Source organism: Terasakiella sediminum, assembly GCF_033100395.1.
In the GTDB taxonomy this organism is placed as follows: Bacteria; Pseudomonadota; Alphaproteobacteria; order Rhodospirillales; family Terasakiellaceae; genus Terasakiella.
In genome coordinates, this window is the sequence record NZ_JAWLVJ010000008.1 from 103,275 (window position 1) to 128,858 (window position 25,584).

A 25,584-nucleotide genomic window follows, 5' to 3' on the forward strand; every position below is an offset into this window, starting at 1 on the left:
ATTGGCGTAATCTATGATTGATCCATATCTAAGCCTCCATTAGGATATCTGCAACTAAGAAACGTACTTCAATGAAAGTATTATTATGAAACAGGTTGGTGGTTTTCGCGGGAGAGGCATGTGTCAAAAGGCAGTGTGACAAATACAGAGCACCAGTTCGCCATTCGACTGATGCAGCATTTGGTGGTGCCAACATTTGTGTTGGACCCGGAAGGGCGCGTCATGATCTGGAACAATGCCTGTGAACGCCTGACCAATGTTTCCGCCAAGGAAGTGCTTGGAACGAAAGATCACTGGAAAGCGTTTTACGAAGAACAACGTGAATGTCTGGCGGACCTTGTTTTGCAGGAACGCACGAATGATATCGAAGAGCTCTATGCCGCCCATTCGGTCAAGGATGATCTGTTTGTCGGATTTCGCGCCGAAAACTGGGCAGTGATGCCACGGGCTTCGAAACGTCTGTACCTCGCGATCAACTGCGGACCGATTTATGATGATGATGGCAATATGATCGCAGTGGTTGAAACCTTGCGCGATATGACAGAACAAAAACGTGCTGAAGAAGCCCTGCAAAGTCTGGCCCATAAAGACGGGCTGACCAATTTGGCTAATCGTCGCTCGTTTGATATTTCATTGGAAGCTGACTTGCTCCATGCGCAGCGCGAAGGGGAACATCTGTCTCTGTTGCTATGTGATGTGGATCATTTCAAACCCTATAATGACACATACGGTCACCAGAAAGGCGATGAATGCCTGAAAGATGTGGCAAAAGTTGTGGGTGATCAGGCCCTGCGCCCAACCGATCTGTCAGCACGCTATGGCGGAGAAGAATTTGCGGTGATTCTGCCTGGATCGACAGCAGAAGGCGCAATGCGGGTGGCTGAACGGATGCGCCAGGCCATCTTTGATCTGAAGCTGGAACATAAATCCAGCCTGACATCTGATCGTGTGACTATGAGTGTCGGTGCAGTCAGCCTGATCCCCAAGCCGGATATGGAACCGGGCCAGTTGATTGAAATGGCGGATGAAGCCCTTTATCAGGCGAAACAGACAGGGCGCAATAAAGTGGGTCTTTATGGCGCATCCAGCTGATTGATCGCGCTGAGTACTACATCGTAAGCTTTTTCCAGACGGGCGACCAGCGGGGTAATCTCTGTGCGGCCACGCACCAACGCATCTTCCAGTTCGCGCGATGAATCGTATATATCCTTGGCGGCAATGGCACCTGCCACACCTTTAATGCTGTGGGAAATCAGTCGCGCCGTATCCTTGTCATTTTCAGACAGAGCTTTTTTGATGTCTTTCACCAGATCGCAGCGATCACGTTTGAAAATCTCCAGCAGTTCTCGATAAAGCTTGCTGTTACCGCCCAGACGTTCCAGCCCGCCATCCAGATCAATGCCGTCTATGGTTGCAGGTAATTTTACCTGATCTTTTGGGGTGGGTTTGAGGGTGATGGGTTTCTGTTCAAACGTTTTGCGCGGGCGAGTCTTGATCCATTTGGCTAGTGTTTCAAACAGATGATCCGGTTCTACCGGTTTGGTCAGATGATCGTTCATGCCTGCGCTGATGCATTTATTATGTTCCGAGCGCATGGCGTGGGCGGTCATGGCGATAATGGGTAAGTCCTTGAAGCGGGCATCTGCACGGATAATGCCTGTGGCTTCATAGCCATCCATTTCCGGCATCTGGATATCCATCAACACCGCATCATAACAATGGGTATCGGCTTCACCCAAAATCATGTCAGACGCTTCTTTACCGTTTTCGGCCATATCAACCAGAATACCTGCACCCTGCAGGATTTCCTGACCGACCTGACGGTTAATCTCGTTATCATCGCACAGAAGAACGCGGGTGCCTGCCAGTTCAAGTTTGGCTGGGCTTTCCACTTTCTTTTTACGACGCGGACGATCCAGCATGATTTCCTGACCGAAGCTTTTCATGATCGCATCAAACAGCGATGATTGACCCACAGGCTTTTGCAGGAACACATCAATCGGCGTATCATCCAGCTTAAGGGAGGATGCCTTGCCTGCCTGTCCCGTTACCATAATGATCTTGGGCAGGAAGACCGATTGGCGGTTTTTGAAAATCTGCTGAGCGGTCTGCAAGCCATCCATATTGGGCATGCGCCAGTCCATCACGATAAATTCGTAAGGTGAACCCATGGAGATGGCTTTTTCCACTTCGGCAATGGCATCCAGCCCGTTTGACACCGCATGAACATCAAAGGACATGTGGGTCAGCATGGTTTTCAGGATATCGCGCGATGCATTGCTGTCATCCACCACCAGTACTTTCATGGAATACATGTCGCGCGACAGGGCTTTGCGTTCCGCCACCTGATCGTCCTGATAGGCAAATTTCGCGGTGAAGGTAAAGGTACTGCCTTCATCTGGTGCGCTGGTGACAGAAATTTCACCCTCCATCATTTCCACCAATTGCTTGGAAATCGTCAGGCCCAGGCCCGTGCCACCATATTTGCGGGTGTTGGAATTATCCGCCTGATTGAAGGCCTGAAACAGATTGGCGATCTGCTCATCACTTAAGCCAATACCAGAATCCGAAACTGTGAATTCCAGTGTAATAGTGTCTTCGGTTTTTTCTTTAACCAGGGTTGAAACAATGACTTCCCCATCCTGGGTAAACTTGATGGCATTTGATGTCAGGTTCAACAAAATCTGCCCAAGGCGCAGCGGGTCACCCTGCAGGGTTTTGGGTACGTCCGTTGCGATGGAAAACAGCAGTTCCAGCCCTTTTTGTTCCGCACTCAGAGAGACAAGGTTGCTGAGGTTTTCAAAATTGTCTTCCAGTGAGAAATCAACTTTTTCCAGCTCCATCTTCTTGGCTTCGATTTTTGAGAAATCAAGGATATCATTAATGATCCCGAGAAGGTTTTTGGCTGAGACATCAATTTTGCGCAGATAGTCGCTTTGCTGGTCGCTCAAATCGGTTTTGGCTGTCAAATGGCTCAATCCGATGATGGCATTCATCGGTGTGCGGATTTCGTGGCTCATGTTTGCCAGAAACTGGCTTTTGGCCATGTCGCTTTGTTCAGCTTTTTCTTTTGCGCTGCGCAGTTCAGCTTCCATGCGCACCCGTTCGGTCAGGTCATCTTCGGTGACGATATAGTTGACTTCCCCGTTTAACGGGTTGCGGGTGACCCGTATATCAACGGCATGTTTGCGTGGGCCGAATTTGGTCTGCATTAAAAAGTCACCATGGGTGCCTTCCTGATCACAGGCCTTGGTGAAGATACGCTGACCTTCCTGAATGTCATGGAAACGGCGCACAAACAGGGGCAGGGTCTGTTCATTGCTGGTTAGTTCCTGCCCGTAAATATCAGATGCTGACGGGTTTTGACGCAGCAGGTCCCCGCGCGCAGTGAAGATGGAGATGATAACGGATGTATAACGCGTGGCCTCCACCAGCATCATATTTTCCGGTTCTTTCCCCAGATCAACTTCTTCGGTACAGAAAGCCATGATGCCCTGGGATTTTTCTTCCCCAAGCAACAGCGCGCGTTGGCGCATATAAACGGTTTTGGGCACGCCATTGGGATAAGTTGTCCAGCTTTCGGTCGACTCGCCCAGGGTTGCGGCTTTGTCGTAAACCTGTTCCATGCGGCGACGTGTGCCGTCGCTGTCGCCGGACATATCCTTGTCGATCATGTCCTGAACGGTTTTGACGCCCCAGAAGTCCAGACCTGCCTGATTACACCACCAAAATTTGTAATTCCCCAGATCGAAAATCCACGTCGGGGACGGGACCAGCTCGAAATCGGCGAGTTCACTGCGGTCGATAAAATGGCGTAAATCTTTATAGGACAAGGAAGAAGGCTCTCTTTAAAACTGCGGACAGTGGATATGATAGCTCACTTTACTAACAATTTTAAAGAAATTAACCACAAAATTTATGAAACAATTAGATTGAGATTATCTGAAAGTTCTTCAACTTCACGCTGTTTGATGTGCAACAAGCTGGCTAACCCATTGCCAACACGTGTTTCTGCCCAGGCAGAGGCTTCTTTGCGATCGGCAAAATCATGGGCCATGGCGGGGGCATGGAAGATGATGTCAACCTCGGCCCCTTTGATACAGAACACATGCCACAGATGCGGCAAGAGCGTCATATCCCCGTACCACGCAAAGGAGTCGCGTTCCTGGCTGCTAAGGATATCGCCATCTGCTTTTTTGTTGAATGAGATGGTCACGGGCTGGATGGCACAATCGGTGCGGATATGATCTTCCATGATCATTTCAAAGAGCGAGCTTTTAAAGGGCAGTACGCTTTCACCTTTGGAACTTGTGCCTTCCGGGAAGATCATCAGGCGTTCTCCATCCATGATACGCTGCTGCAACTGAATTTTCTGTTCGCGCGCTTTGGAGGGTTTGCGTTCAATAAAGGCGGTTTGCGCGATGCGGGCAAGAAAACCGAACAACGGCCAGCTTGCCACATCTGCTTTGGCAACAAAGGTAATGTCATAACAAGACGCTAGTAGCGGGATATCCAGGTAAGAAATATGGTTTCCAGCCAGCAATACTCTTTGACCTTCATAAGGTGTTCCATGTTGGTTAACTTTCATTCCGATGATGGCACAGACACCGCGATGCCACAGGCTGACAAACGGACGTCTGATCCAGCGACCCAGCATAAACAGCACCAGATAAGGCGGTACCAGCAACAGGGTCCAGCTTAGAAACAGGATGGCGCGAATGATGCCGCGTGTTAAAGACGGCTTCATGTGTTGGCCTGATTCTGAATGTCGGCAGATTCCTGCAGATAGTGACGTTGGTAACGCCCGGTCACATTGCCGGTTTCCACCAGCAAACACACATCTGTTGTATTGAACTGATGATCGATGACAGCACCGTTACCGATGACACCACCGACGCGCAGGTAACCTTTGATCAACGGTGGCATTTCACGTAAGGCCTGGCGGCTGTCGATCTGTTTTTTCTTCAGAAGTTTCATGTCCACATAGCGATTATCAAGCGCTTTTGGGGACCATTCTTCTGGCGCACTGTGGTGGTGATAAAGGTAGGAAAGCGCGCTTGCCATGGCTTTCGGGTCCGTGCCCGGGAAGCTCGCACAGCCAAACATCAACGAGATATTATGCTGGGTGATATATTCTGCAATGCCGCGCCACAGAAGCTGCATCACTGCTTTGCCACGGAAATCCGGGTCCACGCAGGAACGGCCCAACTCAACGATTTCACCGGGATAGTTCTGCAGGTGATTGAGATCAAATTCATCGGCGGAATAAAAGCCTTCATGCAGCATCGCAACGGAGCGGCGCAACAGGCGGTAGGTGCCGACAACAAATTCTTCACCAGCTTCTTCCTTGGCGCAATCAACAACAAGAAGATGGTCGCAATAGTCATCAAAACGGTCAAAATCACGCTTGGCCTTGGCAACTTCGTCATCCGGAACAGCACCCATGCCTTCAAAGAAAACGCGATAGCGCAGACGCTGGGCAGCGCGCACGTCGTCTTCGGTTTTCGCCAAACGGACATCAAGGGTAGTTTCATTTAATTGCGTCATTGGTCTCATCACTGATCGTTAATCTATGTAAAAAATAAATTACATAGACACTCGTTCAGGAATGTTTCACCGCCGTGAAGCTTTCATGACGAAAAGGCTGAAATTTTATGACACTCTATCAGTGCTGATAATTAGTGGCCGATATTTTTAGAAAAAATATTGATGATCCCGACGCCGACGACAATGAAGGTGATGCCGATTATAGCTGGAATATCAGGGATTTGTTTGTAAAGAAAGGCACCCGCGACCGTGACCAAAACAATACCGATCCCGGACCAGATGGCATATGTAATGCCAACCGGGATGGTACGAAGGGTCAGTGTCATAAAGTAAAATGCCGTGGCATATCCCACAACCACAATAAGACTTGGGCCCAGCTTTGAAAATTCTTCCGATGCTTTCAGGGCACTTGTGGCGATGACTTCACCCAAAATGGCGATGGCGAGATAGAGATAAGCCATATTAACCCATATAGGACATCTTGATATCCAGCAATCTTAGGCGCTGGATCACGGTGATGAGCAAAGAATGATAGAAACGCTGCAGAAATGTTGCATCTTTGTTGGCCAGTTCCTGCACCAGTTCGTGATCAATGGCCTGAACCACCACACCCCCTTTGGCAACGAGCGTTGCGCTTGCCCCGCCATGATCGACAAAGGACATTTCCCCAACGGTTGCGCCAGAGGTCAATGGCGTGGTCAGTTCGGTTTCCTTGCCGTCTTCGTCTTTTCGAACAACAACGCGGACTTCCCCGTCGATGATAACCATGATCTGGCGGTGGTCTTCGCCTTCCTGCATCAGTTTGGCACCGTCTTGATAAATATAGTCACGTGACTTTTCTGCCAGAAGTTCAATTTCCGGTTTGGAAAGTTCAACGAATGCTTTTTCAAATGCTTCCAGAATCATCGATGGTCCCTCACGTTTTTCTAGTTGCAAATGACTATCGTTGCTTCTTACGTAAGGGTCAAGTCCACTTTATCCAAAAGTTGCTTTTGGTTTGCTGTCAGAGTCTCGGCGTTGAAGTCATCTATCAGCTCATGAAACAGGCGGTGCCAGTTGACTTCGGCCCTTGTGCGCATAAAGACACTGCCAAGCCCGATGGCAGCACGATCCACCATGACAAATTCCCGTGGGGGGCGGATACCACCACGTTCTTTCAGTTCCTGATGAATTTCATTTGCGACCTTGGCGCCATAAAGACCATTGTCACTGTCATGGATGTGCCGGGTTTTGTCTTCCAGCAAGGGGGTATAGATATAATGTGCCCAGCGATTCAGGATATCAATGATGTCGTGGGACAGGTTTTCAAAACCCCAGGATTCATAGGCATGGATGGCTTTGTCCTTATCATTGGTGCGAATGGCGTTATAAAGATCGATGATGCCGCTGACAAAATCTGCCTTGAAAAAACGAATGCAGCCAAAATCCAGCAGATTAACCGATCCATCCTCGCGCACCGTGTAATTCCCAAGATGGGGGTCGCCATGGATGATACCATAGCGATAAAGCGGGATGTACCAGGCTTTAAAGAGGGAAGTTGCGATGGTGTTGCAAATTTCCGGGCTTTTCTCCGCCGTTTCAATCAGCGGATTGCCGGGTAGATATGTCATGGTTAACAAGCGGTCGGTTGACAGGCCCTGAATTGGGGTCGGGACATGGATATTCTCTTCACCCGATAACATCTCGCCATAAATCTGCATGCTTTTGGCTTCGCGGGTATAATCCAGTTCTTCGCGCAGCCGTTCAGAAAGTTCTGCCAGAATATTGGTGGTATCGATGGCTTTGTCGTAGCGGCGATAGATGGAAAACATCAGTTTTAATTGATTGAGGTCGGCTTCAATCGCACTGGACATATCCGGGTACTGAAGCTTGCAGACCAGTTTTTCACCCTCAAGGCTGCGTGCTTGATGGACCTGGCCCAAGGAAGCGGCATAGCTGGAGTCCCGATCAAACTGCTTAAAGCGTTGCTGCCAGTTTGCTCCCAATTCTTTGTTCATCCGGCGTTTGACAAAGGGCCAGCCCATGGGTGGGGCGTCGCATTGCAGTTGGGAAAGTTCTTTTGCAAATTCTTCAGGCAAGGCATCCGGGATGGTGGCCATGATCTGGGCAACCTTCATGATTGGTCCCTTCAGACCACCCAGGGCTTTGCGCAGTTCCTGTGCGGCTGTTTGGGTGAAGATGTCGCTGGATTTCAGGCGTTGTCCGGCAAAGGTGGTTGCCATTTTTCCGGCCGACATGCCGACATGGCCATAGCGTTTGACGCGCTGTAAAAAACGATTGTCTTCTCTCATGCAGCACTCCGGCACCAGGTGAAGCGGTTGCGTTTTTCCGCCCATTTTTCCGCGTTAGCCAGATGCTTATCAAGGGCGGCCATGGTCTTTGCCATATCTTCGGTGTCATCCTTTTTCCAGACGTGATAGGTCATCAGGAAAATCCCTTCCAGCCCCCTGATTTTAAACGGTGTGCGGCAGCGGTGTGACGTTGCTTTGGTCACATCCAGCATTTCATGGAAGAGGTTGTGAATTTCCGATCTGCGTTTCAGCAGTTCAAGGGGACGTGCACAAAAACCACGTTCAATATTCAGGGCTGCTTCCTTATGGGCATCAAGCGCATCAAAATACTGCATCAACAGATCAAACAGACGTTCACGCACCGTATCTTCCGGATCATAGGTATAGCTGGTGACGACCTGAAGATTGATTTTGTTCAGATAAGCATCGACCACGTTAAAGACGGAGGTGAAATTGTGGTCGGTGGCCTCTTTTTCAAGCGCTGCCTGCTTTTCGATATCTGCGATAGATATGTGATGAACGGCCCTGTCCTTTGCCAGAACCAAAAAGGCATCAATGATTTTATCCTGTGTGTCATCTGTCATGGTGATCTCCTCATTTTCTTTTATACGAAACTGAAGCTCTGATAGATCAGTTGGGCGTTTTTCCACGTAAATCAATGGGACCAAATGATCTGCGCCTGTTTGTAGGACGTACAGAAACTAACAAACAGGAAGGATGATCAGATGAAAGTGATGGTTTTTGGGGCCAGTGGCGGCATAGGTTCCGCGTTGGTGAAACAACTGGCAGACAGGCAAGACGTTGATCAGGTCTTTGCGGGATCACGTCAAGCTGTGTTGTTTGAAGGCGCAAAGGTTCAATCATTCTCGTTTGATTTAGCGGATGAAACCTCGATTAAAAGTGCCTTTTCAATGGTGGAAGGTCCGCTGGATATGGTGTTGATTGCAACTGGCGTGTTGTCAAATGATCAAGGGCTTTATCCAGAAAAGAGTTTGCGTGATCTGGATGCGGACAGGCTCGGGCAGTATTTTATGCTTAACACCATCGGGCCCAGCCTGATCATGAAATATGCCTTAGCGCGCCTTAACAGGAAGCACTGGTCATTGCTGGCGGCTTTTTCAGCCCGTGTCGGCAGTGTTTCGGATAATCGACTGGGTGGCTGGTATGGATATCGTGCCTCCAAGGCCGCGCTGAATATGATGATCAAATGCGCGGCCATTGAGACTGAACGTAAAAACAAGCAAGCCTGTGTAATCGTATTGCACCCCGGGACAGTCGATACAACCCTTTCCAAGCCATTTCAATCCAATGTGCCGGACCATCAATTATTCAGCCCTGAAAAATCAGCAGGGAAATTGCTGGAGGTGATTTTTGCACGTAGCCCTAAAGACACAGGGCGTATATTTGCCTGGGATGGTCAGGAAATTCAGCCCTGACTAAAAAAGTGGCACTTCTTTTGCTGTAATAAAAGTTAGGCAGATAAGGCCCTTGTTTGGGTCAATTTCTGTTTGTTTTTTATGCAAATTGATGAAGTTTAAGGCATGCTCGATTCTGTGCGCTACAAAGTTTTTGGGGAACGTCACCGTTATTATCTGATCGCGGTGATGGCGGCGATCCTGGGCTTGACCCTGGTCTTGATTGCCCCTTACATGTTTGGGCTGGGCACGGTGCAGAAGAAAACGCCGATCAAGGTGGGTGTGCTTCATTCCCTAAGCGGGACCATGGCGTTGAGTGAACGGTCGGTGGCGGAAGCAAGTTTGCTGGCGGTGGAAGAACTTAACCGTCGTGGCGGTGTTTTGGGGCGCAAGGTCGAAGCGATCCTGCTGGATGGGCGCTCCAACTGGGATGTGTTTGCCAATCAGGCGGAAAATTTGATCCGTAATCACCAGGTGTCCGCCGTTTTTGGCTGCTGGACTTCGGCATGCCGCAAGACCGTGAAACCTGTGTTTGAACGACTGGATCACGTGCTGTTTTATCCGGTGCAGTATGAAGGGTTGGAACAATCGCCCAATATTATTTACACCGGGGCCGCACCCAATCAGCAGATCATCCCGGCAACCAAATGGACCATCGACAATATCGGTAAGCGGATTTATCTGGTGGGATCTGACTATGTTTTTCCCCGCACCGCCCATGAGATCATCCAGACGCAGGTGTCCGCCCTCAATGCCCAGATTGTGGGGGAGTCTTATATTCCGCTGGGTGGGACAGCGTTTGAAGGCATCATTGACGATATCAAGGAAAAGCAGCCGGACATTATCTTTAATACCATTAACGGAGACAGCAATCTTGCGTTCTACAAGCAACTGCGTGAACAAGGGGTGCGTACTGATGATATCCCGGTGATGTCTTTTAGTCTGGCGGAATCTGAAGTGCAGGTGATTGGGCCGGATCTAGTGGCAGGAGATTATGCCGCACGGAATTACTTTCAGACGATTCAGAGTGAGAAGAACAAAGAGTTTGTGACCAAATATCGTGCTCGTTTTGGTCAGGATAAAGTAACCACTGCCCCGATGGAGGCTGCTTATTTCGGTGTCTTTATGTGGGCGCAAGCCGTTGCAGAAAGTGGGTCCATTCAATATCGTGGCTTTCGCGATGCATTGTTGGGGCAGACGCTGAATGCCCCCAGCGGCATTGTTTATATCGATCCCAACACCCAGCATACCTGGCGCACGGTCCTGATCGGGCAGGTGAGGACAGATGGGAATTTCGATCTGATCTGGGACAGTGGACGTCCGGTTCGCCCGGTTCCGTACCCCGGCTTTTTTGCCAAGGCCAAGTGGGAAGAATTCCTCAGCAACCTGTTTGAAGGTTGGGGTGGTCAGTGGGAGGCCGAGGGACGTACATGATGGAACCCAAACAGACGTCTCGACCCTTTAGCTTATCGACCGAAATTGGTGGCATGTTTGTACTGCTGGGTCTCCTGCCGTTGTTTCTCATCGGCTGGCAGTATTATAAAGGGGTGGAAGACCAGCTGCATGACGAAATTTCGCGCAGTCTAAGCGCGCTTGCCGATAACAAGGTGGAACGGGTGGAAGCTTTTGCGCGTGATACTTTGAAAGAAGTGCAGGTGCTGGCAAATTCATCTGTGGTCTCACGGTCGATGGAACGTTTGAGCATGACCCCGGATGATGGGCTTGGGGCTTTGGGGCAGGAATTGCGCAGTTATAATGACAATATCGAAGCCAGTGATCTGTTTTTAATCTCCCCGTCCGGCAAGATCGTTTTTGCCGCCGTGCGTGACGAAATGGTCGGGATTGACCTGCATGAAAAGCAGGCCGATTTCCATTTGCTTGCCAGTGCTTTTGATCGTGCACGCACATTGTTGGAGCCGCATAATTCAGATTTCGCCAATGATTCATCTTCTATTGCGCCTTCTGGATTTGTCGCTGCCCCCATCCTGAAAAACGGATATGTGCTGGGGGTTGCCGCATTGCGGTTAAACCGCGAAGCTTTGTTTCGCATCATTGGGGATTATTCTGGTCTGGGTCGCACGGGGGAAACCATGGTTGCGGGGCTTGATCAACAGAATGTCCAGCTGTTTGGCCCGGCACGTTTCCCGGAAAATTTTGATCGCAGCCTGACAGGGGAATTTAAGGACCCGTTTTTAAGTGCCTTGTCGGGGGAGCGCGATGTGAAGTTGTTGAAAGATTATCGCGATAAAGAAGTGATTGCTGCCTGGCGTTATGTGCCGTCTTTCCGCTGGGCCTTAGTGGTCAAGGTGGATGTGGAAGAACGGCTTGCCCCGATCACCCAATTGCGCAACATGGGGATTGTGTTTTTATCGGTCATGGGCTTTTTGGTTATTGCGGTTTCCACCCTGATGGCACGTGCGATCACCACGCCCATTCGCCAGCTGGAAGTCGCTGCGCGTAATCTGTCTGAACGTGGGGAAGCCGACATGGTGCCGGAACGTGGCGCGTGGGAGATCAATTCCCTTGCCAAGGGGTTTAACGTTATGAGCCAACGTATCCAATCTTACCAGACGGGCTTGCGCCGCATGGTGGATGAACGCACGGCGGAACTGAGCAAAGCCAAGGATGAGGCTGAAAAGGCGACCCGAGCAAAAACAGAATTCCTTGCGATGATGAGCCATGAAATCAGAACGCCGCTGAATGGTCTGATGGGCATGGCGGAACTGCTGAAAAGTCAGGAGATGGGGCCGCTGGCGCGTGACTATGTCCAGACACTCCATCAAAGTGGCGCAGCCTTAAGTGATCTGCTGAATGACCTGCTGGATATTTCACGGATTGAAGCGGGCAAGCTTGATCTGGATGTGCGCAGTTTTGGCCCGGATACTTTGCTGCAAAGCCTCAGTGCTTTAATGCGTCGATCTGCTGAAATGAAGGGGCTGGAATATGATCTTACCATTGCTGCTGATGTGCCGCGATCTGTGGAAGGGGACCCGGCACGACTTCGCCAAATTCTGTTAAACCTGACAGGCAATGCCATTAAATTTACGGCAGAGGGGCGTATCAACGTCTCGCTGGATGTGGATTATCAGGAAGACGGTGTCGTCCAACTTGTCTTTAAGGTGAAAGACAGCGGTATTGGTATTCCACTGGAAGAACAGCATAAGCTTTTCCAACCCTTTTCCCAATTGGGGGAGGGACGATCCAAACGCTATGGCGGGGCCGGGTTGGGTCTGGCGATTTCCCAACGGCTTGCTCAAAGAATGGATGGGGAGATTACGCTTGAAAGCCGGGAAGGTGAGGGGGCGTGTTTTTCCGTTTCCCTGCCGTTTAAGCTTAGCGCGGAAGATGAGATTGAACAGGATGATGTGGAACATATCGAACCCTTGCGCATCCTGATTGTGGAAGATGAACCGATTAACCGCCGGGTGCTTTCAGGCCTGTTGCGTCAGGACGGTCATGATGTCTTTTCCAGCGAAAGCGGCGAAGCAGCCCTTGAGGTTTTAAAAGCTGAACCTGTTGATATGGTTCTGACTGACTTGCGCCTGCCGGGCATCAGCGGGTTTGAGGTGATCGATAAAGTTCATAACGACTGGAAAATCCCTGTGCTGGCCGTCACCGCAAACCTGATGCCCGATGATGTGAAAGATTGTTTGGCCGCTGGTGCGCGTGATGTGATTGCAAAACCCATTGTGCCGGATGCCTTGCGCCGGGCATTGTCTCGCAGCTTTGAGGGGCGGTCTGTGGTTCAGATTGTTCGGGAAGATGTCGTTGCAGATGATGTTTTTTCTTCTGAATATCTGGATCAGTTGAGCGAAGTACTGCCTGCAGAAGAGATTGTCAGTTTGATCGAAAAGGCGGAAAGTTCCGTGCGTGAACATCTGGGGAATTTGATGGCAGCGAATGATGCTGACGAAATCGCGGAACATGCCCATAAGCTGGCCGGGGTGTCAGGGACGTATGGGATGGTCAAGTTGCGAGTTTTTGCGAAAACGGTAGAGAAAGACCGTGTAGTACCGGGGGAAGAACTAGCAGGGCTGGTAGAGGTGTCGATTGAGGCGATGAAGGGGTGGATGGACTCTAGATCCCTGCCTACGCAGGGATGACGGCCTTCATCAAACACTTGTCATTCCTGCGAAGGCAGGAATCTCTCACCCCACCGAATGTTTCACATGGGAATTAAACCGATAACCATGACCGCGGATGGTCTCAATCAGTTGGTTCTCCCCTTTCTCATCCCCGATTTTTTTGCGAAGACGGCTGACGAGAATGTCCACTGCGCGCTCCCCACTATCCGTTCCCATTTCAGGCACAGCCTCAGCCAATGCATCTCGGCTGAGAAGTTGGTTGGGATGACTTGCCAGGAATGCCAGCAGGTCAAATTCCGCAGGCGTCAAAGTCGGGCTGGTGCCATCGGCGCTGATCAGCAGGCGGTTGGTTTTATCCAGCGTCCATCCGGCAAACATGACGACATTGTCGCTTTGCACCAGTAAATCATCATTGCCTTGCGTGCGGTCTAACACATTTCGTACGCGCGCCAGCAGTTCACGCGGGAAGAACGGTTTGGCGATATAGTCATCAGCCCCGATTTCCAGACCCTTGGCACGTTCTTCCGGCTCCCCACGTTCTGAAACGATGATGATTCCCATCTGGCTGCGACTGCGAAGGGTGCGCGCCAGTTCCAGCCCGTCACTGTCCGGCAGGTTCAAATCCAGCAATAAAAGATCAAAGGGGGCTTTTTCCAGGGCCAGCTGCATGGAGAAACCATCGGGTGCTGTTTCGGTCAGAAAACCGGCATTGCCTAAAATTGCGGCAATTAAATCGCGCACAGCCCCGTCATCTTCGACGATAAGAACCCGTTTCTGGCTCATGCCTTCCTCCGTAAGTGATCCGATTCCCTATGGTGCAGCCTTTCAAAAAAATGCGCAAGGCCGACCCATTTTCGGAAATTTTTCGGACAAGATATGTGGATAACTTTTGTGATGGCCATATCCCGTTTGTGCGCTGCAGAAAAGAAAGAGAAATAAAAGGTGGATAACAAGTAAAAAATAAGAAAAACTATAGAAATAAATCAGAAAAGAATGTCTCTCGATTATACTTAATGTTTTTATATGTCAATAAATAAAGCGCATGTCTAAAAAATGAAATGTTTATTGTTCAAAAAACAGTCAAATTTAATTTATTTTAGATGCCTGAAAATTATTGTAAAATGCAAAATATAATAAAATCAATGATTTAATTACTTTGGCATGCCTTTTGAATACTGTGGGGCAGTTCACTTCAACGCCAGGAGGCATGATTACAAATGAAATTCTCACTTAAAACGATTTTGAGCGCTGGTGCTATCGCTGCAACAGCTATGGTTGGCACGGCAGCCAACGCCGCTGACACCATCAAGGTTGGTGTTCTTCACTCTCTGTCCGGGACCATGGCGATTTCTGAAACAACATTGAAAGACACTGTTTTGATGTTGATTGAAGAACAAAACAAAAAAGGTGGTCTTCTTGGTAAGAAGCTTGAAGCCGTTGTTGTTGACCCTGCGTCCAACTGGCCTTTGTTTGCTGAAAAACAGCGTGAGCTGATCGAGAAAGAAGGTGTGGATGTGACATTCGGTTGCTGGACATCTGTATCGCGTAAATCTGTTCTTCCTGTTGTTGAAGAACTGAACGGCATGTTGTTCTACCCTGTACAGTATGAAGGCGAAGAAAGCTCTCGTAACGTCTTCTACACAGGTGCTGCCCCTAACCAGCAAGCCATCCCGGCTGTAGACTACATGTTGTCTGAGGACGGCGGTTCTGCAAAACGTATCGTTCTTCTGGGAACTGACTATGTTTACCCACGTACAACAAACAAGATCCTGCGTTCTTACCTGAACTCCAAAGGTATTGCTGATGCGGACATCATGGAAAACTACACACCATTTGGTCACTCTGACTGGCAGAACATTGTTGCGGACGTGAAGAAATTCGCTTCTGCTGGTAAAAAGACGGCTGTGATCTCTACCGTAAACGGTGATGCGAACGTTCCTTTCTATAAAGAACTGGGTAACCAGGGTATCTCTGCGGACGACATTCCGGTTGTTGCTTTCTCTGTCGGGGAAGAAGAATTGGCTGGTCTGGATACAAAGCCGCTTGTCGGTCACCTGGCTGCCTGGAACTACTTCCAGTCTGCTGAATCTCCAGAAAACGAACAGTTCATCGCAACCTGGAAGAAATTCATCAAAGACGACAAGCGCGTAACCAACGACCCAATGGAAGCAACTTACATTGGTTTCAAAATGTGGACACAAGCCGTTCAACAAGCCGGTACAACTGACGTAGATGCAGTTCGTCAAGCTATGTACGGCCAGAAAGTTAAAAATCTGACTGGCGGTGTTGCGGTTATGAACACAAACCACCACCTGTCCAAGCCTGTTCTGATCGGCGAGATTCAGGAAGACGGTCAGTTTGAAACTGTATGGGAAACTGAAGGTGTTGTGAAAGGTGATGCATGGTCTGATTTCATTCCAGAAAGTGCAAAGCTGACATCTGACTGGACGTACCCACACGTCTGCGGCAACTGCGAGAAGCCTAAGTTCGGTGGCGCAGCGGCTATGTAAGTCTGACGACTGAACGGGGGGTAAGGCTTTTCACACTCGGCCTTGCCCCCCTTTCATTTGCTGACCCTTTTATTTTCATCTTCATTTCCTTTGGGTGGGTCATATGACGAAGTTGTTTAAATATTTTTCTATACTGGCTGTTGCCCTTTTACTGGCAGCTCCGGTGAGTGCCGCAGATGATTTTTCTGCACAAGTGACGGCACTGAACGTCAAAAGTTTTTCTAAAAAAATTAAAGCGATTAATACACTGGCAGGCTCCGGCCATGAACGAACGGTCCCTGTGTTGGAAGCCATGCTGGGCGGTAATCTTTACGCCCTTAAATCAGATAAAACCATTGTGATTGCACAAAAGCAGGGTTCTGTTTACGTCATTGAAAAAGCCGATAGCGGTGAAGCCCTTGGCCAGACAGCCAAATCCAGGATGAAAAAAGTGCGCGTCAATAATAAGGTGCGCAAAGTTATTAAAGGATTGCTGGGCGGTTTGACCTTGTTAAGCCCGGATATCGACCAACGCACAAAAGCGGTGGATGCGGTCTTTAACAGTCGTTCTGCAGGTATGCTGCCCACGCTGGAACAAGCCCTTCAACGTGAAGAAGATGACGCCCTTAAATCCAAGATGCTGCTGACCAAGGCAGCGATTGAACTGGAAACATCAACGGATAAAGAAACGCTGCTGGGTGCTTTGGCTGTTTTGAAAGAAACACCAACGCCAGACGTGCGATCTATCCTGACAAGCTATGTCATCAAAGCACCGGATATGGTGAAGGCAGATGCGCAGGCCACGCTGGATAGTGTGGAAAGCAGCCTGTCTATGTGGGAACATGTGGGTAACCTCTATCGCGGCCTTTCGCTCGGTTCCGTTCTGTTGCTCGCTGCTGTCGGTCTGGCCATTACCTTTGGGGTGATGGGCGTGATTAACATGGCCCATGGTGAGATGGTGATGCTGGGGGCTTATGCCACCTTCGTGGTGCAGGAAGTTTTTCGCGCATACTTGCCGGGCTATTTTGACTGGTCTCTATTCGTTGCTATTCCTTTCGCCTTTTTGGTGGCTGGTTCGGTTGGTGTTGCGATGGAACGTGGAATTATCCGTTTCTTGTACGGCCGTCCGCTGGAAACATTACTCGCGACGTGGGGGGTGAGTTTGATCCTGCAACAGGCCGTTCGTACGGTCTTCGGCCCCACCAACCAGGATGTAAGCTCACCTAGCTGGATGTCTGGCGCGATCGAATTTTCAAACGGTCTGCAATTTACCTATAACCGCCTTTGGATCATCCTGTTTGCCCTGCTGGTTGTGGCGGGTGTGACCTTGATCCTGCGCAAAACATCTTTTGGTCTTCAGATGCGTGCGGTGACCCAAAACCGTCCGATGGCGAATTCCATGGGGATCAAATCGGGTTGGGTTGATGCCATGACCTTTGGTCTGGGCTCCGGCATTGCCGGGATGGCAGGTGTTGCTTTGTCGCAAATCGATAACGTGTCACCCAACCTGGGTCAGGTTTACATTATCGACAGCTTTATGGTCGTGGTCTTTGGCGGTGTGGGGAACATCATGGGAACCGTGGTTGGTGCCTTCAGCCTTGGTATCGTCAATAAATTCATGGAACCGATGGCGGGTGCTGTTTTGGCGAAGATCTTCGTTCTGATTGCCCTGATCCTCTTTATTCAAAAACGTCCACGTGGACTTTTCGCCCTCAAGGGCCGTTCGGTGGAGGCTTAAGTCATGACACAAACTTCACAACAAAAATCCGTCCTTCTGGGCTTTTTGATGAAAGATCGCGGTGGGCAAATCCTGTTGGGTCTGTTGGCCGCAGCGGCCGTGCTGGTGCCGCTTTCAAACGTGTTTTTGCCGGAAAGTTCAATCTTTCATGTGCCAACCTATATGGTCAGTCTGTTGGGTAAGTACCTCGCCTTTGCTTTGCTGGCACTTAGTGTTGATTTGATCTGGGGCTACTGTGGTATCCTCAGCCTCGGTCATGGTGCCTTCTTTGCCCTTGGTGGATATTCCATGGGGATGTATCTGATGCGCCAGATCGGGGATCGTGGTGTTTACGGCAACCCGATCCTGCCGGATTTCATGGTATTCCTGAACTGGAAAGAACTGCCCTGGTACTGGTATGGGTTTGATGCTTTCCCCTTCGCCATGTTGATGGTCGTGCTGGTGCCGGGTGTGCTGGCAGGTGTCTTTGGCTGGTTTGCGTTCCGTTCGCGTGTGACAGGGGTTTACCTTTCCATTATTACACAAGCCATGACGTATGCCTTGTTGCTGGCCTTCTTCCGCAACGACATGGGCTTTGGCGGCAATAACGGTTTGACAGATTTTAAAGACATCCTTGGTTATGACATTCAGGCCAATGGGACGCGCCTTGCGTTGTTTATCGCCACATGTGCGGCATTGGCGCTGGGATATGTCATCTGTCGCTATATTGTTTCTTCTCGTTTGGGGCGGGTTCTGCTGGCCGTGCGTGACGGGGAAAGTCGAACACGCTTTTTAGGCTATCGTGTGGAATATTATAAGTTGTTTGTCTTTGTGGTTTCCGCCATGCTGGCAGGTGTTGCAGGCGCACTTTATGTGCCGCAGGTCGGGATCATTAACCCGTCTGAATTCGCCCCTGCTGTGTCGATCGAGATTGTGATCTGGGTGGCCGTTGGTGGTCGTGGATCGCTTTACGGTGCCGTGCTGGGTGCCTTTATTGTGAACTATGCCAAAACCTATTTCACAGGGGCTCTGCCTGAAGCCTGGCTTTATATGCTGGGGCTGCTGTTTATCGTCGTTACCATCTTTATGCCAAAAGGCGTTGTGGGCACGGTGCCTGCCTTTAAGGGGTTCAAGAAAAAAGATGACGGTCCGGCCATAACCAAACAAACACAAATCGCAGAATAAGGAACTATATGATGCAAGGTATTTCTACAGCCGATAAACATGTCGTTCCTCAGGATACGATTTTATATGTGGATGGCGTGAACAAGGCTTTTGACGGGTTCAAGGCTATCAATGACCTCAGCTTCTATATCGAAGCAGGCGAATTGCGTGCCATCATTGGCCCTAATGGGGCGGGGAAAACCACCATGATGGATATCATCACCGGAAAGACCCGGCCTGATACGGGCGATGTGATCTTTCGTGGTGATATTGATCTAACCGAAATGGATGAGGCTCATATCGCCAACCTGGGCATCGGGCGAAAATTCCAGAAACCCACCGTTTTTGAAAATCAGACAGTGTTTGAAAATCTGGAACTGGCACTAGCCGGGAAACGCCGGGTCTTTGAAAGCCTGTTCTTCAAGCTTGCGGGTCGTGAGGCGGACCGGATTGATGAGGTCCTGTTAAAGATTACCCTGGAAGAAAAACGCAACTGGATGGCAGGCAATCTGTCCCACGGGCAAAAGCAATGGCTGGAAATCGGCATGTTGTTGATGCAGGAACCGGACTTGTTGCTGGTGGATGAACCGGCCGCGGGCATGACGGATGCGGAAACCATGAAGACGGCGGAACTGTTAAAAGAGATCGCCAAGGACCACAGCGTTGTTGTGGTCGAACATGACATGGAATTTGTCCAGGCGCTGGAAAGCCGCGTCACCGTTTTGCATGAAGGTCACGTGTTGGCGGAAGGCTCACTAGAGACCGTGCAGAATAATCAGGAAGTTATCGAAGTTTATCTGGGGCGTTGATCAATGTTAGCAGTTGAAAATGTAGATTTATATTATGGCGCGTCACAAGCTTTGAAGACGGTTGCTTTTGAGGCCGAGATCGGCAAGGTCACGACTGTGTTGGGCCGTAACGGTGTAGGCAAAACCAGCCTGATGAAAGCGGTTGTGGGCCAACAGGCCATTCAGTCCGGCACTGTCGTTCTGGAAGGCGATGATATTACGGCTATGGCGGCTTATGATCGGGCTGCCAAAGGGATTGCCTATGTGCCGCAGGGGCGCGAGATTTTTCCGCTTCTGACGGTAGAAGAAAACCTGAAGACCGGATATGCCTCATTGCCGCGTTCCTTGCGCCATGTGCCCGATGAAATCTTTGAACTTTTCCCGGTTTTAAAAGATATGCTGGGGCGTCGCGGCGGGGATTTATCAGGGGGGCAGCAACAACAGCTTGCAATCGCCAGAGCCCTCGTGACCCGCCCGCGCCTTCTGGTGCTGGATGAACCAACCGAAGGCATCCAGCCCTCCATCATTAAAGATATTGAACGGGTTATCCGTCTGCTTGCCAATCGCGGGGATATGGCGATCCTGCTGGTGGAACAATATTTCGAATTCGCCCATGCACTGGCTGATTACATCGTTGTGATGGATCGCGGCGAAGTGGTGATGAAGGGTGAGAAAGATGATCTGGTGGAAGAGGAAGTCAGAAGGTATCTGACGGTTTAGATCGCAAACCGTCACTCCTGCGCAGGCAGGAGTCTTTATTCGGACCGCGAGGAGATCCCTGCCTTCGCAGGGATGACGGGTGAGGTGGTCGAAACTGGCACCGTCCTTGCGGTTGTCTCTGCAAAAGGCAAGTGGCGCGGATTTAGACAGGATTTGTGCTTAAAATTTAAACAGGTGATGAAGGTTTGATCAATTGACCACTGTTGCGGCATTTTCCAACGGGCCGAAATCGACGACATCCAAACGCGCCATTGAAATTCATGGTGCGGCTGATGTGTCTTTTACCCATAAGGATGGGGAAACCCGGCTTAATCGGCTTTATTACCGTGACCCGCTAAAAGTCCTATTCCCGCGCGGCGATATCCCAACAGCCGCCTTGGTGACCACAGGCGGCGGGCTGTTCGGCGGGGATATTTACGACATTGATATCGCCCTGGATGAAGGCGCGCAAAGTCTGGTCACCGCACAAGCCGCAGAAAAAGTCTATCGATCCAGCGGGCCGGATTGCGAGATCAATGTGAATTTGAAAGTGGCGGATGGGGCGTGCCTTGAATGGCTGCCTCAGGAAAGCATCCTGTTTGATCAGGCCCGCTTTCGCCGTACCACCAAGCTGGATTTGGCGCCCGAGGCATCCGCGCTTGTTGGTGAAATCATCGTCTTTGGTCGTCTGGCCAGTGGGGAAGAAGTGCAGGACGGCCTGTTGCGCGAAGCTTGGGAAGTCAGACGCGACGGCAAGCTGATCTGGGCCGATGCCCTTCATATGGAAGATGATCTGCAACGCCCGCTCAATCATGCCTCTGCCTTTGGCGGGGCGCGCGCCATTGCAACGGCTGTCTATGCAGGTTCAGATGCAGAAGGCTTACTGGAAACTGCACGCGAATTTCTTTTAGGGGAAGAAGACGTGCGTGTGGGCGCGAGTTTTGTAAACGGGCTGCTGATCTGTCGTTGGTTGGCGAAGGATCCGTATCAGCTTCGTAAATCATTTGGAAATTTCTGGTCTGCATTCAGACATAAAGCTTTGGGACGTAACGCAGTTTTGCCGCGTCTGTGGCATTGTTAGGGAGTATAAGAAGTGCATTTAACACCACGGGAAAAAGATAAACTTTTGGTCGCCATGGCCGCCAATGTGGCCCGGCGAAGGCTGGAACGCGGCGTGAAGCTGAACCATCCGGAAGCCATCGCCCTGATCACCGATTTTGTGGTCGAAGGCGCGCGTGATGGCAAGACGGTTGGAGAATTGATGCGTGATGGTGGTGAGGTTTTGAGCCGCGATCAGGTCATGGATGGCATTGCTGAGATGGTCCATGAAATCCAGGTGGAAGCCACTTTCCCGGATGGCACCAAGCTCGTTACCGTCCATAACCCCATTCGATAAAGAGAGGTCAATCATGAAACCCGGTGAAGTTATTACAGCCGACGGCACATTGACCTTGAATGAAGGTCGCGCAACAAAAACCATCAAAGTCGCCAACACAGGGGATCGCCCTATTCAGGTCGGCAGTCACTATCATTTCTATGAAACCAATTCCGGTCTGGAGTTTGACCGTGAAGCTGCACGTGGTTTCCGTCTTGATATCCCGGCAGGTACAGCGGTGCGCTTCGAGCCGGGGCAATCGCGCGAGGTTAATCTGGTGGCCTATGCAGGCAGCGGCGATATCTATGGCTTTAATGCAAAAATCAATGGACCGCTGGAGGGTTAAATCATGGCTTATGAAATCAATCGTTCTGAATATGCCGCCATGTATGGCCCGACCACAGGGGATCGTGTCCGTCTGGCTGACACCGACCTGTTGATCGAGGTGGAGAAGGATTTCACCACTTACGGTGAAGAAGTCAAATTCGGCGGCGGCAAGGTTATTCGTGATGGCATGGGCCAGTCGCAGGTGACGCGCGTAGGTGGGGCTGTGGATACGGTCATCACCAATGCGCTTATTCTGGATTACTGGGGGATCGTCAAGGCAGATATCGGCATTAAGGATGGCAAGATCGTTGGAATTGGCAAGGCCGGGAACCCGGATGTGCAGCCCGATGTTGATATCATTGTCGGTCCGGGTACCGAAGCCATTGCAGGTGAAGGACGCATCGTGACCGCAGGCGGCATTGACGCCCATATCCACTGGATTTGCCCGCAACAGATCGAAGATGCGCTTTATAGCGGGATTACGACCATGATGGGCGGCGGCACAGGACCTGCCGAAGGGACTTATGCCACCACTTGTACACCGGGTCCATGGCATATGGCGCGCATGATGCAGGCGGCCGAAGCCATGCCCGTTAATCTTGGGTTCTTCGGCAAAGGTAATGCCTCAAAACCCGACAGTCTGGTGGAACAGGTGAATGCTGGGGCCATAGGTCTCAAGCTGCATGAAGATTGGGGCACGACACCGTCTGCGATTGATACCTGTTTGTCAGTGGCTGATGACATGGACGTTCAGGTTGCTATTCACACCGACACACTGAACGAGTCCGGCTTTGTGGAACATACGGCTGCTGCAATCAACGGGCGCACCATCCACACCTTCCACACCGAAGGGGCCGGTGGCGGGCACGCGCCTGACATTATTAAACTGTGTGGCGAAGCAAATGTGCTGCCGTCTTCGACCAACCCGACACGCCCCTTTACCATCAATACTATTGATGAGCATCTCGACATGCTGATGGTCTGCCACCACTTAGATAGCAATATCCCGGAAGATGTGGCTTTTGCGGAAAGCCGCATTCGTCGTGAAACCATCGCAGCGGAAGATATTCTGCATGATCTCGGTGCATTCTCCATGATTTCATCCGACAGTCAGGCCATGGGCCGTGTGGGCGAAGTCATCACACGCACCTGGCAGACAGCGGATAAGATGAAGAAGCAACGCGGTTGCCTCTCCGGTGATGGCGCAGGCAACGATAACTTCCGCGCCAAACGCTATATCGCTAAATACACCATCAACCCGGCGGTGACCCATGGGATCTCGGATCATGTGGGATCGATTGAAGTGGGCAAACTTGCGGATCTGGTGTTCTGGAAACCTATGTTTTTTGGTGTAAAACCGGATATCATCCTGAAGTGCGGCACTATTGTTGGCGCGGCCATGGGCGATCCGAATGCATCAATCCCGACGCCACAACCTGTTCATTATCGCCCCATGTTTGGCAGCTTTGGCAAATCCCTGACCAATTCAGCCGTGACCTTTGCGTCGCAAGCAGCGGTAGATGCGGATATCGCTTCGGCTATTGGTTTGAAAAAGCAGGTCCTGCCTGTTGCCAATTGCCGCAATATTTCCAAGGCGGATATGAAGCTCAATGATTACGCACCTGAAGTCACAGTGGATACGGAAACCTACGAAGTAAAAGCAGATGGGGAAGTGCTGACCTGTCAGCCCGCCACCGAAGTGCCTATGGCTCAGCGGTATTTTCTGTTTTGATTGGATGGGAATACAAAAACCAAACTGTCATCCCGGATTTATTCCGGGACAACCTGAATATGCAAACTCGGTTTTGATCGTTTTTGCTTCAACGGATTGTCCCGCAATATGTGCGGGATGACAGTTTTGGAAAAAGGAATTTAAAATGAAACGTGCAACCATTCACCATGCAAGCCCGGATGCGACCGTTCTGCCCGTCATTTCAACAGTGACGCTGGCTTATGATGATCGTCATCGTCGCCGTATTAAAATGACAGCAGATAATGGCGAAGACTTCCTGTTGGATCTTGCCCAAGCCACCTATCTGGCAGAAGGGGATTTGCTGGAACTGGAAGATGGCAAAACCATTATGGTGAAAGCGGCGCTGGAAGATGTGCTGGAGGTAACACCCAAAGATATCGAGGCCACTGCCCGCATCGCCTGGCATATCGGTAATCGCCATATGCCGATTCAGATTTTGGCAGATGGTAAAATGCGCCTGCGTTATGACCATGTGCTTGAGCATATGATCGAAGTATTGGGTGGGGCGTGTGAAAAGAAAACGGCGGCCTTTGCCCCGGAACCGGGGGCTTATAAAGCTGGCGGGGGACACGGGCATGCTCACCACTAATGGTCTCCTGCGTCTGATGACTTATTTGTCGCCCAGCTTTCCCGTGGGGGCCTACACTTATTCTCACGGCGTGGAATTTGCCATCGAAGACGGGTTGGTGACGTCTGGTGAAACTTTACAGAACTGGACGGAAGGGGCGTTGCTGTTTGGCGCAGGTCATACGGACGGCATGTTTTTTTGCCGCGCCTGGGAGCTGGCCGATCAGGGCGATCTTGACGGGTTGGCAGAGCTGAACAGTTATGCCAACGCCATGCGACCCACATCTGAAATGACGCTGGAAGGTGAAGCGCAGGGCCGGGCCTTTCTGACTATTTTGTTAGACGTCATGCCGTCACCTGAACTGGAACAGTTTGCATCTTTGTTGAAAGAACAAGATCAACTGGCGGCTTACCCGGTGATCGTCGGCGCGGTGGCTGCTTTTCAGGATATTGACTGTCAGCCTGCTCTTGTCGCCTACCTGCATGCCTTTGCGGCCAACCTGATTTCTGCGGGCGTTCGTCTTGTGCCCTTGGGGCAGACTGCGGGGCAAAAAGCTTTGATGGGGTTGGAAGGGGCCGTTGAAGAAGCCGCTACCTCTGCCCTTAAGACCGATTTTAAAGATATTGGATCCAGTGCGCCTGTGATCGACTGGACATCCATGCAACATGAAACACAATATACGAGGTTATTCAGATCATGAGCACATCACCTTTTCGCGTCGGTGTCGGCGGGCCTGTCGGTTCCGGTAAAACTGCTTTGCTGGAAGCGCTGTGTAAAGAAATGTGGGGCACGTATGATATTGCTGCCATTACCAATGACATCTTCACCAAGGAAGACCAGCGTATCCTGACCGAAACGGGTGCGTTGCCTGCCGAACGGATTGCAGGGGTGGAAACAGGCGGTTGTCCGCATACGGCCATTCGCGAAGATGCATCAATCAATTTGGCGGCCATTGAAGATATGTGTGATAAATTTCCCAACCTGGATGTGATCTTTGTGGAATCCGGTGGGGATAATCTGGCTGCGACCTTTTCACCAGAGCTTGCAGACATCACGATTTATGTGATTGACGTGTCTGCGGGTGAAAAAATTCCCCGTAAAGGCGGACCCGGTATTACACGTTCCGATCTGTTGATTATCAACAAGACAGACCTCGCACCGCTTGTAGGTGCAAATCTGGATGTTATGGAGTCTGATAGTAAGCGTATGCGCGGGACTCGGCCTTTCTTGTTTTCGAATCTTAAGGCAGGACAAGGCGTTAAAGAGATTGTCGAGTTTATATTAGAATCTGGCGGTGTTCAAAAAATTGCCTGAAATGCACGTTAATTGGGCAATTTTGTTATATAATTATTATAATCATGAAACT

At 50.4% G+C, this 25,584-nt stretch carries 24 protein-coding genes; 16 read left to right on the forward strand and 8 right to left on the reverse strand.

All coding sequences use genetic code 11. The annotated features are described in order from the left end of the window. Positions 1–120 precede the first annotated feature (120 nt). Positions 121–1,092, forward strand: coding sequence for a sensor domain-containing diguanylate cyclase (locus tag RYZ26_RS08165; protein ID WP_317682696.1), 972 nt, complete (start codon positions 121–123; stop codon positions 1,090–1,092). On the opposite strand, the gene RYZ26_RS08170 is transcribed toward RYZ26_RS08165, so the two are convergent. The 7 genes from RYZ26_RS08170 to RYZ26_RS08200 all read right to left on the reverse strand — a co-directional run bounded on the left by RYZ26_RS08170 (position 1,074) and on the right by RYZ26_RS08200 (position 8,422). Then, positions 1,074–3,833: a response regulator gene (locus tag RYZ26_RS08170; protein ID WP_317682697.1), complete on the reverse strand. Its 2,760-nt coding sequence runs from the start codon at positions 3,831–3,833 to the stop codon at positions 1,074–1,076. The genes RYZ26_RS08165 and RYZ26_RS08170 overlap by 19 nt on opposite strands. An 83-nt stretch (positions 3,834–3,916) precedes the next feature. Next, complete coding sequence (locus tag RYZ26_RS08175) at positions 3,917–4,747, reverse strand: lysophospholipid acyltransferase family protein (protein ID WP_317682698.1); 831 nt, start codon at positions 4,745–4,747, stop codon at positions 3,917–3,919. Next, complete coding sequence (locus RYZ26_RS08180; RefSeq protein ID WP_317682699.1) at positions 4,744–5,547, reverse strand: GNAT family N-acetyltransferase; 804 nt, start codon at positions 5,545–5,547, stop codon at positions 4,744–4,746. The genes RYZ26_RS08175 and RYZ26_RS08180 overlap by 4 nt, the downstream gene beginning before the upstream one ends. Positions 5,548–5,678: 131 nt before the next feature. Then, positions 5,679–6,008 carry a DMT family transporter gene (locus tag RYZ26_RS08185; protein ID WP_317682700.1) on the reverse strand — a complete coding sequence of 110 codons (330 nt, stop codon included), beginning with the start codon at positions 6,006–6,008 and terminating at the stop codon, positions 5,679–5,681. Between the two features lies 1 nt (position 6,009). After that, entirely contained in the window at positions 6,010–6,453 is a 444-nt protein-coding gene (locus RYZ26_RS08190) for a Crp/Fnr family transcriptional regulator (RefSeq protein ID WP_317682701.1), read from the reverse strand. Between the two features lie 47 nt (positions 6,454–6,500). Beyond that, the gene (locus RYZ26_RS08195; protein ID WP_317682702.1) at positions 6,501–7,838 is read right to left on the reverse strand and encodes an ABC1 kinase family protein; all 1,338 of its coding nucleotides are present in this window, start codon (positions 7,836–7,838) and stop codon (positions 6,501–6,503) included. Next, on the reverse strand, positions 7,835–8,422 hold the full coding sequence (locus RYZ26_RS08200) for a hypothetical protein (protein WP_317682703.1): 588 nt from the start codon (positions 8,420–8,422) through the stop codon (positions 7,835–7,837). The genes RYZ26_RS08195 and RYZ26_RS08200 overlap by 4 nt, the downstream gene beginning before the upstream one ends. Before the next feature lie 141 nt (positions 8,423–8,563). Between RYZ26_RS08200 and RYZ26_RS08205 the strand changes: the two genes are divergently transcribed. From RYZ26_RS08205 to RYZ26_RS08215, 3 genes are all read left to right on the forward strand, one after another. Then, the gene (locus RYZ26_RS08205; protein WP_317682704.1) at positions 8,564–9,274 is read left to right on the forward strand and encodes an SDR family NAD(P)-dependent oxidoreductase; all 711 of its coding nucleotides are present in this window, start codon (positions 8,564–8,566) and stop codon (positions 9,272–9,274) included. 105 nt (positions 9,275–9,379) lie between these two features. Then, complete coding sequence (gene urtA / locus RYZ26_RS08210; RefSeq protein ID WP_317682705.1) at positions 9,380–10,687, forward strand: urea ABC transporter substrate-binding protein; 1,308 nt, start codon at positions 9,380–9,382, stop codon at positions 10,685–10,687. Continuing rightward, positions 10,684–13,356, forward strand: coding sequence for a hybrid sensor histidine kinase/response regulator (locus RYZ26_RS08215; protein WP_317682706.1), 2,673 nt, complete (start codon positions 10,684–10,686; stop codon positions 13,354–13,356). The genes urtA (RYZ26_RS08210) and RYZ26_RS08215 overlap by 4 nt, the downstream gene beginning before the upstream one ends. A gap of 45 nt (positions 13,357–13,401) precedes the next feature. On the opposite strand, the gene RYZ26_RS08220 is transcribed toward RYZ26_RS08215, so the two are convergent. Continuing rightward, complete coding sequence (locus RYZ26_RS08220) at positions 13,402–14,121, reverse strand: response regulator transcription factor (RefSeq protein ID WP_317682707.1); 720 nt, start codon at positions 14,119–14,121, stop codon at positions 13,402–13,404. A gap of 434 nt (positions 14,122–14,555) precedes the next feature. Between RYZ26_RS08220 and urtA (RYZ26_RS08225) the strand changes: the two genes are divergently transcribed. The 12 genes from urtA (RYZ26_RS08225) to ureG all read left to right on the forward strand — a co-directional run bounded on the left by urtA (RYZ26_RS08225) (position 14,556) and on the right by ureG (position 25,532). Then, positions 14,556–15,848, forward strand: a complete 1,293-nt coding sequence (gene urtA, locus RYZ26_RS08225; RefSeq protein WP_317682708.1) for an urea ABC transporter substrate-binding protein — start codon at positions 14,556–14,558, stop codon at positions 15,846–15,848. A 103-nt stretch (positions 15,849–15,951) separates the two neighbouring features. Next, positions 15,952–17,565, forward strand: a complete 1,614-nt coding sequence (gene urtB / locus RYZ26_RS08230; protein WP_317682709.1) for an urea ABC transporter permease subunit UrtB — start codon at positions 15,952–15,954, stop codon at positions 17,563–17,565. A gap of 3 nt (positions 17,566–17,568) precedes the next feature. Further along, on the forward strand, positions 17,569–18,729 hold the full coding sequence (gene urtC, locus RYZ26_RS08235; protein ID WP_317682710.1) for an urea ABC transporter permease subunit UrtC: 1,161 nt from the start codon (positions 17,569–17,571) through the stop codon (positions 18,727–18,729). 8 nt (positions 18,730–18,737) lie between these two features. Then, positions 18,738–19,517 (forward strand): urea ABC transporter ATP-binding protein UrtD, encoded by a 780-nt coding sequence (gene urtD, locus RYZ26_RS08240; protein WP_317682711.1) that lies wholly within the window; start codon positions 18,738–18,740, stop codon positions 19,515–19,517. Between the two features lie 3 nt (positions 19,518–19,520). Next, positions 19,521–20,216 (forward strand): urea ABC transporter ATP-binding subunit UrtE, encoded by a 696-nt coding sequence (urtE, locus tag RYZ26_RS08245; protein ID WP_317682712.1) that lies wholly within the window; start codon positions 19,521–19,523, stop codon positions 20,214–20,216. Between the two features lie 193 nt (positions 20,217–20,409). Then, on the forward strand, positions 20,410–21,276 hold the full coding sequence (locus RYZ26_RS08250; protein WP_317682713.1) for an urease accessory protein UreD: 867 nt from the start codon (positions 20,410–20,412) through the stop codon (positions 21,274–21,276). A gap of 12 nt (positions 21,277–21,288) precedes the next feature. Then, positions 21,289–21,591 (forward strand): urease subunit gamma, encoded by a 303-nt coding sequence (locus RYZ26_RS08255; protein WP_317682714.1) that lies wholly within the window; start codon positions 21,289–21,291, stop codon positions 21,589–21,591. A 13-nt stretch (positions 21,592–21,604) separates the two neighbouring features. Then, entirely contained in the window at positions 21,605–21,916 is a 312-nt protein-coding gene (locus RYZ26_RS08260) for an urease subunit beta (protein ID WP_317682715.1), read from the forward strand. 3 nt (positions 21,917–21,919) lie between these two features. After that, positions 21,920–23,629, forward strand: a complete 1,710-nt coding sequence (gene ureC / locus RYZ26_RS08265; protein WP_317682716.1) for an urease subunit alpha — start codon at positions 21,920–21,922, stop codon at positions 23,627–23,629. A gap of 145 nt (positions 23,630–23,774) precedes the next feature. After that, positions 23,775–24,239, forward strand: coding sequence for an urease accessory protein UreE (locus RYZ26_RS08270; protein WP_317682717.1), 465 nt, complete (start codon positions 23,775–23,777; stop codon positions 24,237–24,239). After that, positions 24,226–24,918 (forward strand): urease accessory protein UreF, encoded by a 693-nt coding sequence (locus RYZ26_RS08275; RefSeq protein ID WP_317682718.1) that lies wholly within the window; start codon positions 24,226–24,228, stop codon positions 24,916–24,918. Before RYZ26_RS08270 ends, RYZ26_RS08275 begins: the two co-directional genes overlap by 14 nt. After that, entirely contained in the window at positions 24,915–25,532 is a 618-nt protein-coding gene (gene ureG, locus RYZ26_RS08280; protein WP_317682719.1) for an urease accessory protein UreG, read from the forward strand. Before RYZ26_RS08275 ends, ureG begins: the two co-directional genes overlap by 4 nt. Positions 25,533–25,584: the final 52 nt, after the last annotated feature.

Coding starts and splice junctions, on each gene's coding strand:
- urtC (WP_317682710.1), top strand. CDS start 17,569: ATGACACAAACTTCACAACAAAAATCCGTCCTTCTGGGCTTTTTGATG.
- RYZ26_RS08275 (WP_317682718.1), top strand. CDS start 24,226: ATGCTCACCACTAATGGTCTCCTGCGTCTGATGACTTATTTGTCGCCC.
- urtB (WP_317682709.1), top strand. CDS start 15,952: ATGACGAAGTTGTTTAAATATTTTTCTATACTGGCTGTTGCCCTTTTA.
- RYZ26_RS08180 (WP_317682699.1), bottom strand. CDS start 5,547: ATGACGCAATTAAATGAAACTACCCTTGATGTCCGTTTGGCGAAAACC.
- urtE (WP_317682712.1), top strand. CDS start 19,521: ATGTTAGCAGTTGAAAATGTAGATTTATATTATGGCGCGTCACAAGCT.
- ureC (WP_317682716.1), top strand. CDS start 21,920: ATGGCTTATGAAATCAATCGTTCTGAATATGCCGCCATGTATGGCCCG.
- RYZ26_RS08260 (WP_317682715.1), top strand. CDS start 21,605: ATGAAACCCGGTGAAGTTATTACAGCCGACGGCACATTGACCTTGAAT.
- ureG (WP_317682719.1), top strand. CDS start 24,915: ATGAGCACATCACCTTTTCGCGTCGGTGTCGGCGGGCCTGTCGGTTCC.
- RYZ26_RS08205 (WP_317682704.1), top strand. CDS start 8,564: ATGAAAGTGATGGTTTTTGGGGCCAGTGGCGGCATAGGTTCCGCGTTG.
- RYZ26_RS08215 (WP_317682706.1), top strand. CDS start 10,684: ATGATGGAACCCAAACAGACGTCTCGACCCTTTAGCTTATCGACCGAA.
- RYZ26_RS08195 (WP_317682702.1), bottom strand. CDS start 7,838: ATGAGAGAAGACAATCGTTTTTTACAGCGCGTCAAACGCTATGGCCAT.
- RYZ26_RS08190 (WP_317682701.1), bottom strand. CDS start 6,453: ATGATTCTGGAAGCATTTGAAAAAGCATTCGTTGAACTTTCCAAACCG.
- RYZ26_RS08185 (WP_317682700.1), bottom strand. CDS start 6,008: ATGGCTTATCTCTATCTCGCCATCGCCATTTTGGGTGAAGTCATCGCC.
- urtA (WP_317682705.1), top strand. CDS start 9,380: ATGCTCGATTCTGTGCGCTACAAAGTTTTTGGGGAACGTCACCGTTAT.
- RYZ26_RS08175 (WP_317682698.1), bottom strand. CDS start 4,747: ATGAAGCCGTCTTTAACACGCGGCATCATTCGCGCCATCCTGTTTCTA.
- RYZ26_RS08220 (WP_317682707.1), bottom strand. CDS start 14,121: ATGAGCCAGAAACGGGTTCTTATCGTCGAAGATGACGGGGCTGTGCGC.
- RYZ26_RS08200 (WP_317682703.1), bottom strand. CDS start 8,422: ATGACAGATGACACACAGGATAAAATCATTGATGCCTTTTTGGTTCTG.
- urtD (WP_317682711.1), top strand. CDS start 18,738: ATGATGCAAGGTATTTCTACAGCCGATAAACATGTCGTTCCTCAGGAT.
- RYZ26_RS08270 (WP_317682717.1), top strand. CDS start 23,775: ATGAAACGTGCAACCATTCACCATGCAAGCCCGGATGCGACCGTTCTG.
- urtA (WP_317682708.1), top strand. CDS start 14,556: ATGAAATTCTCACTTAAAACGATTTTGAGCGCTGGTGCTATCGCTGCA.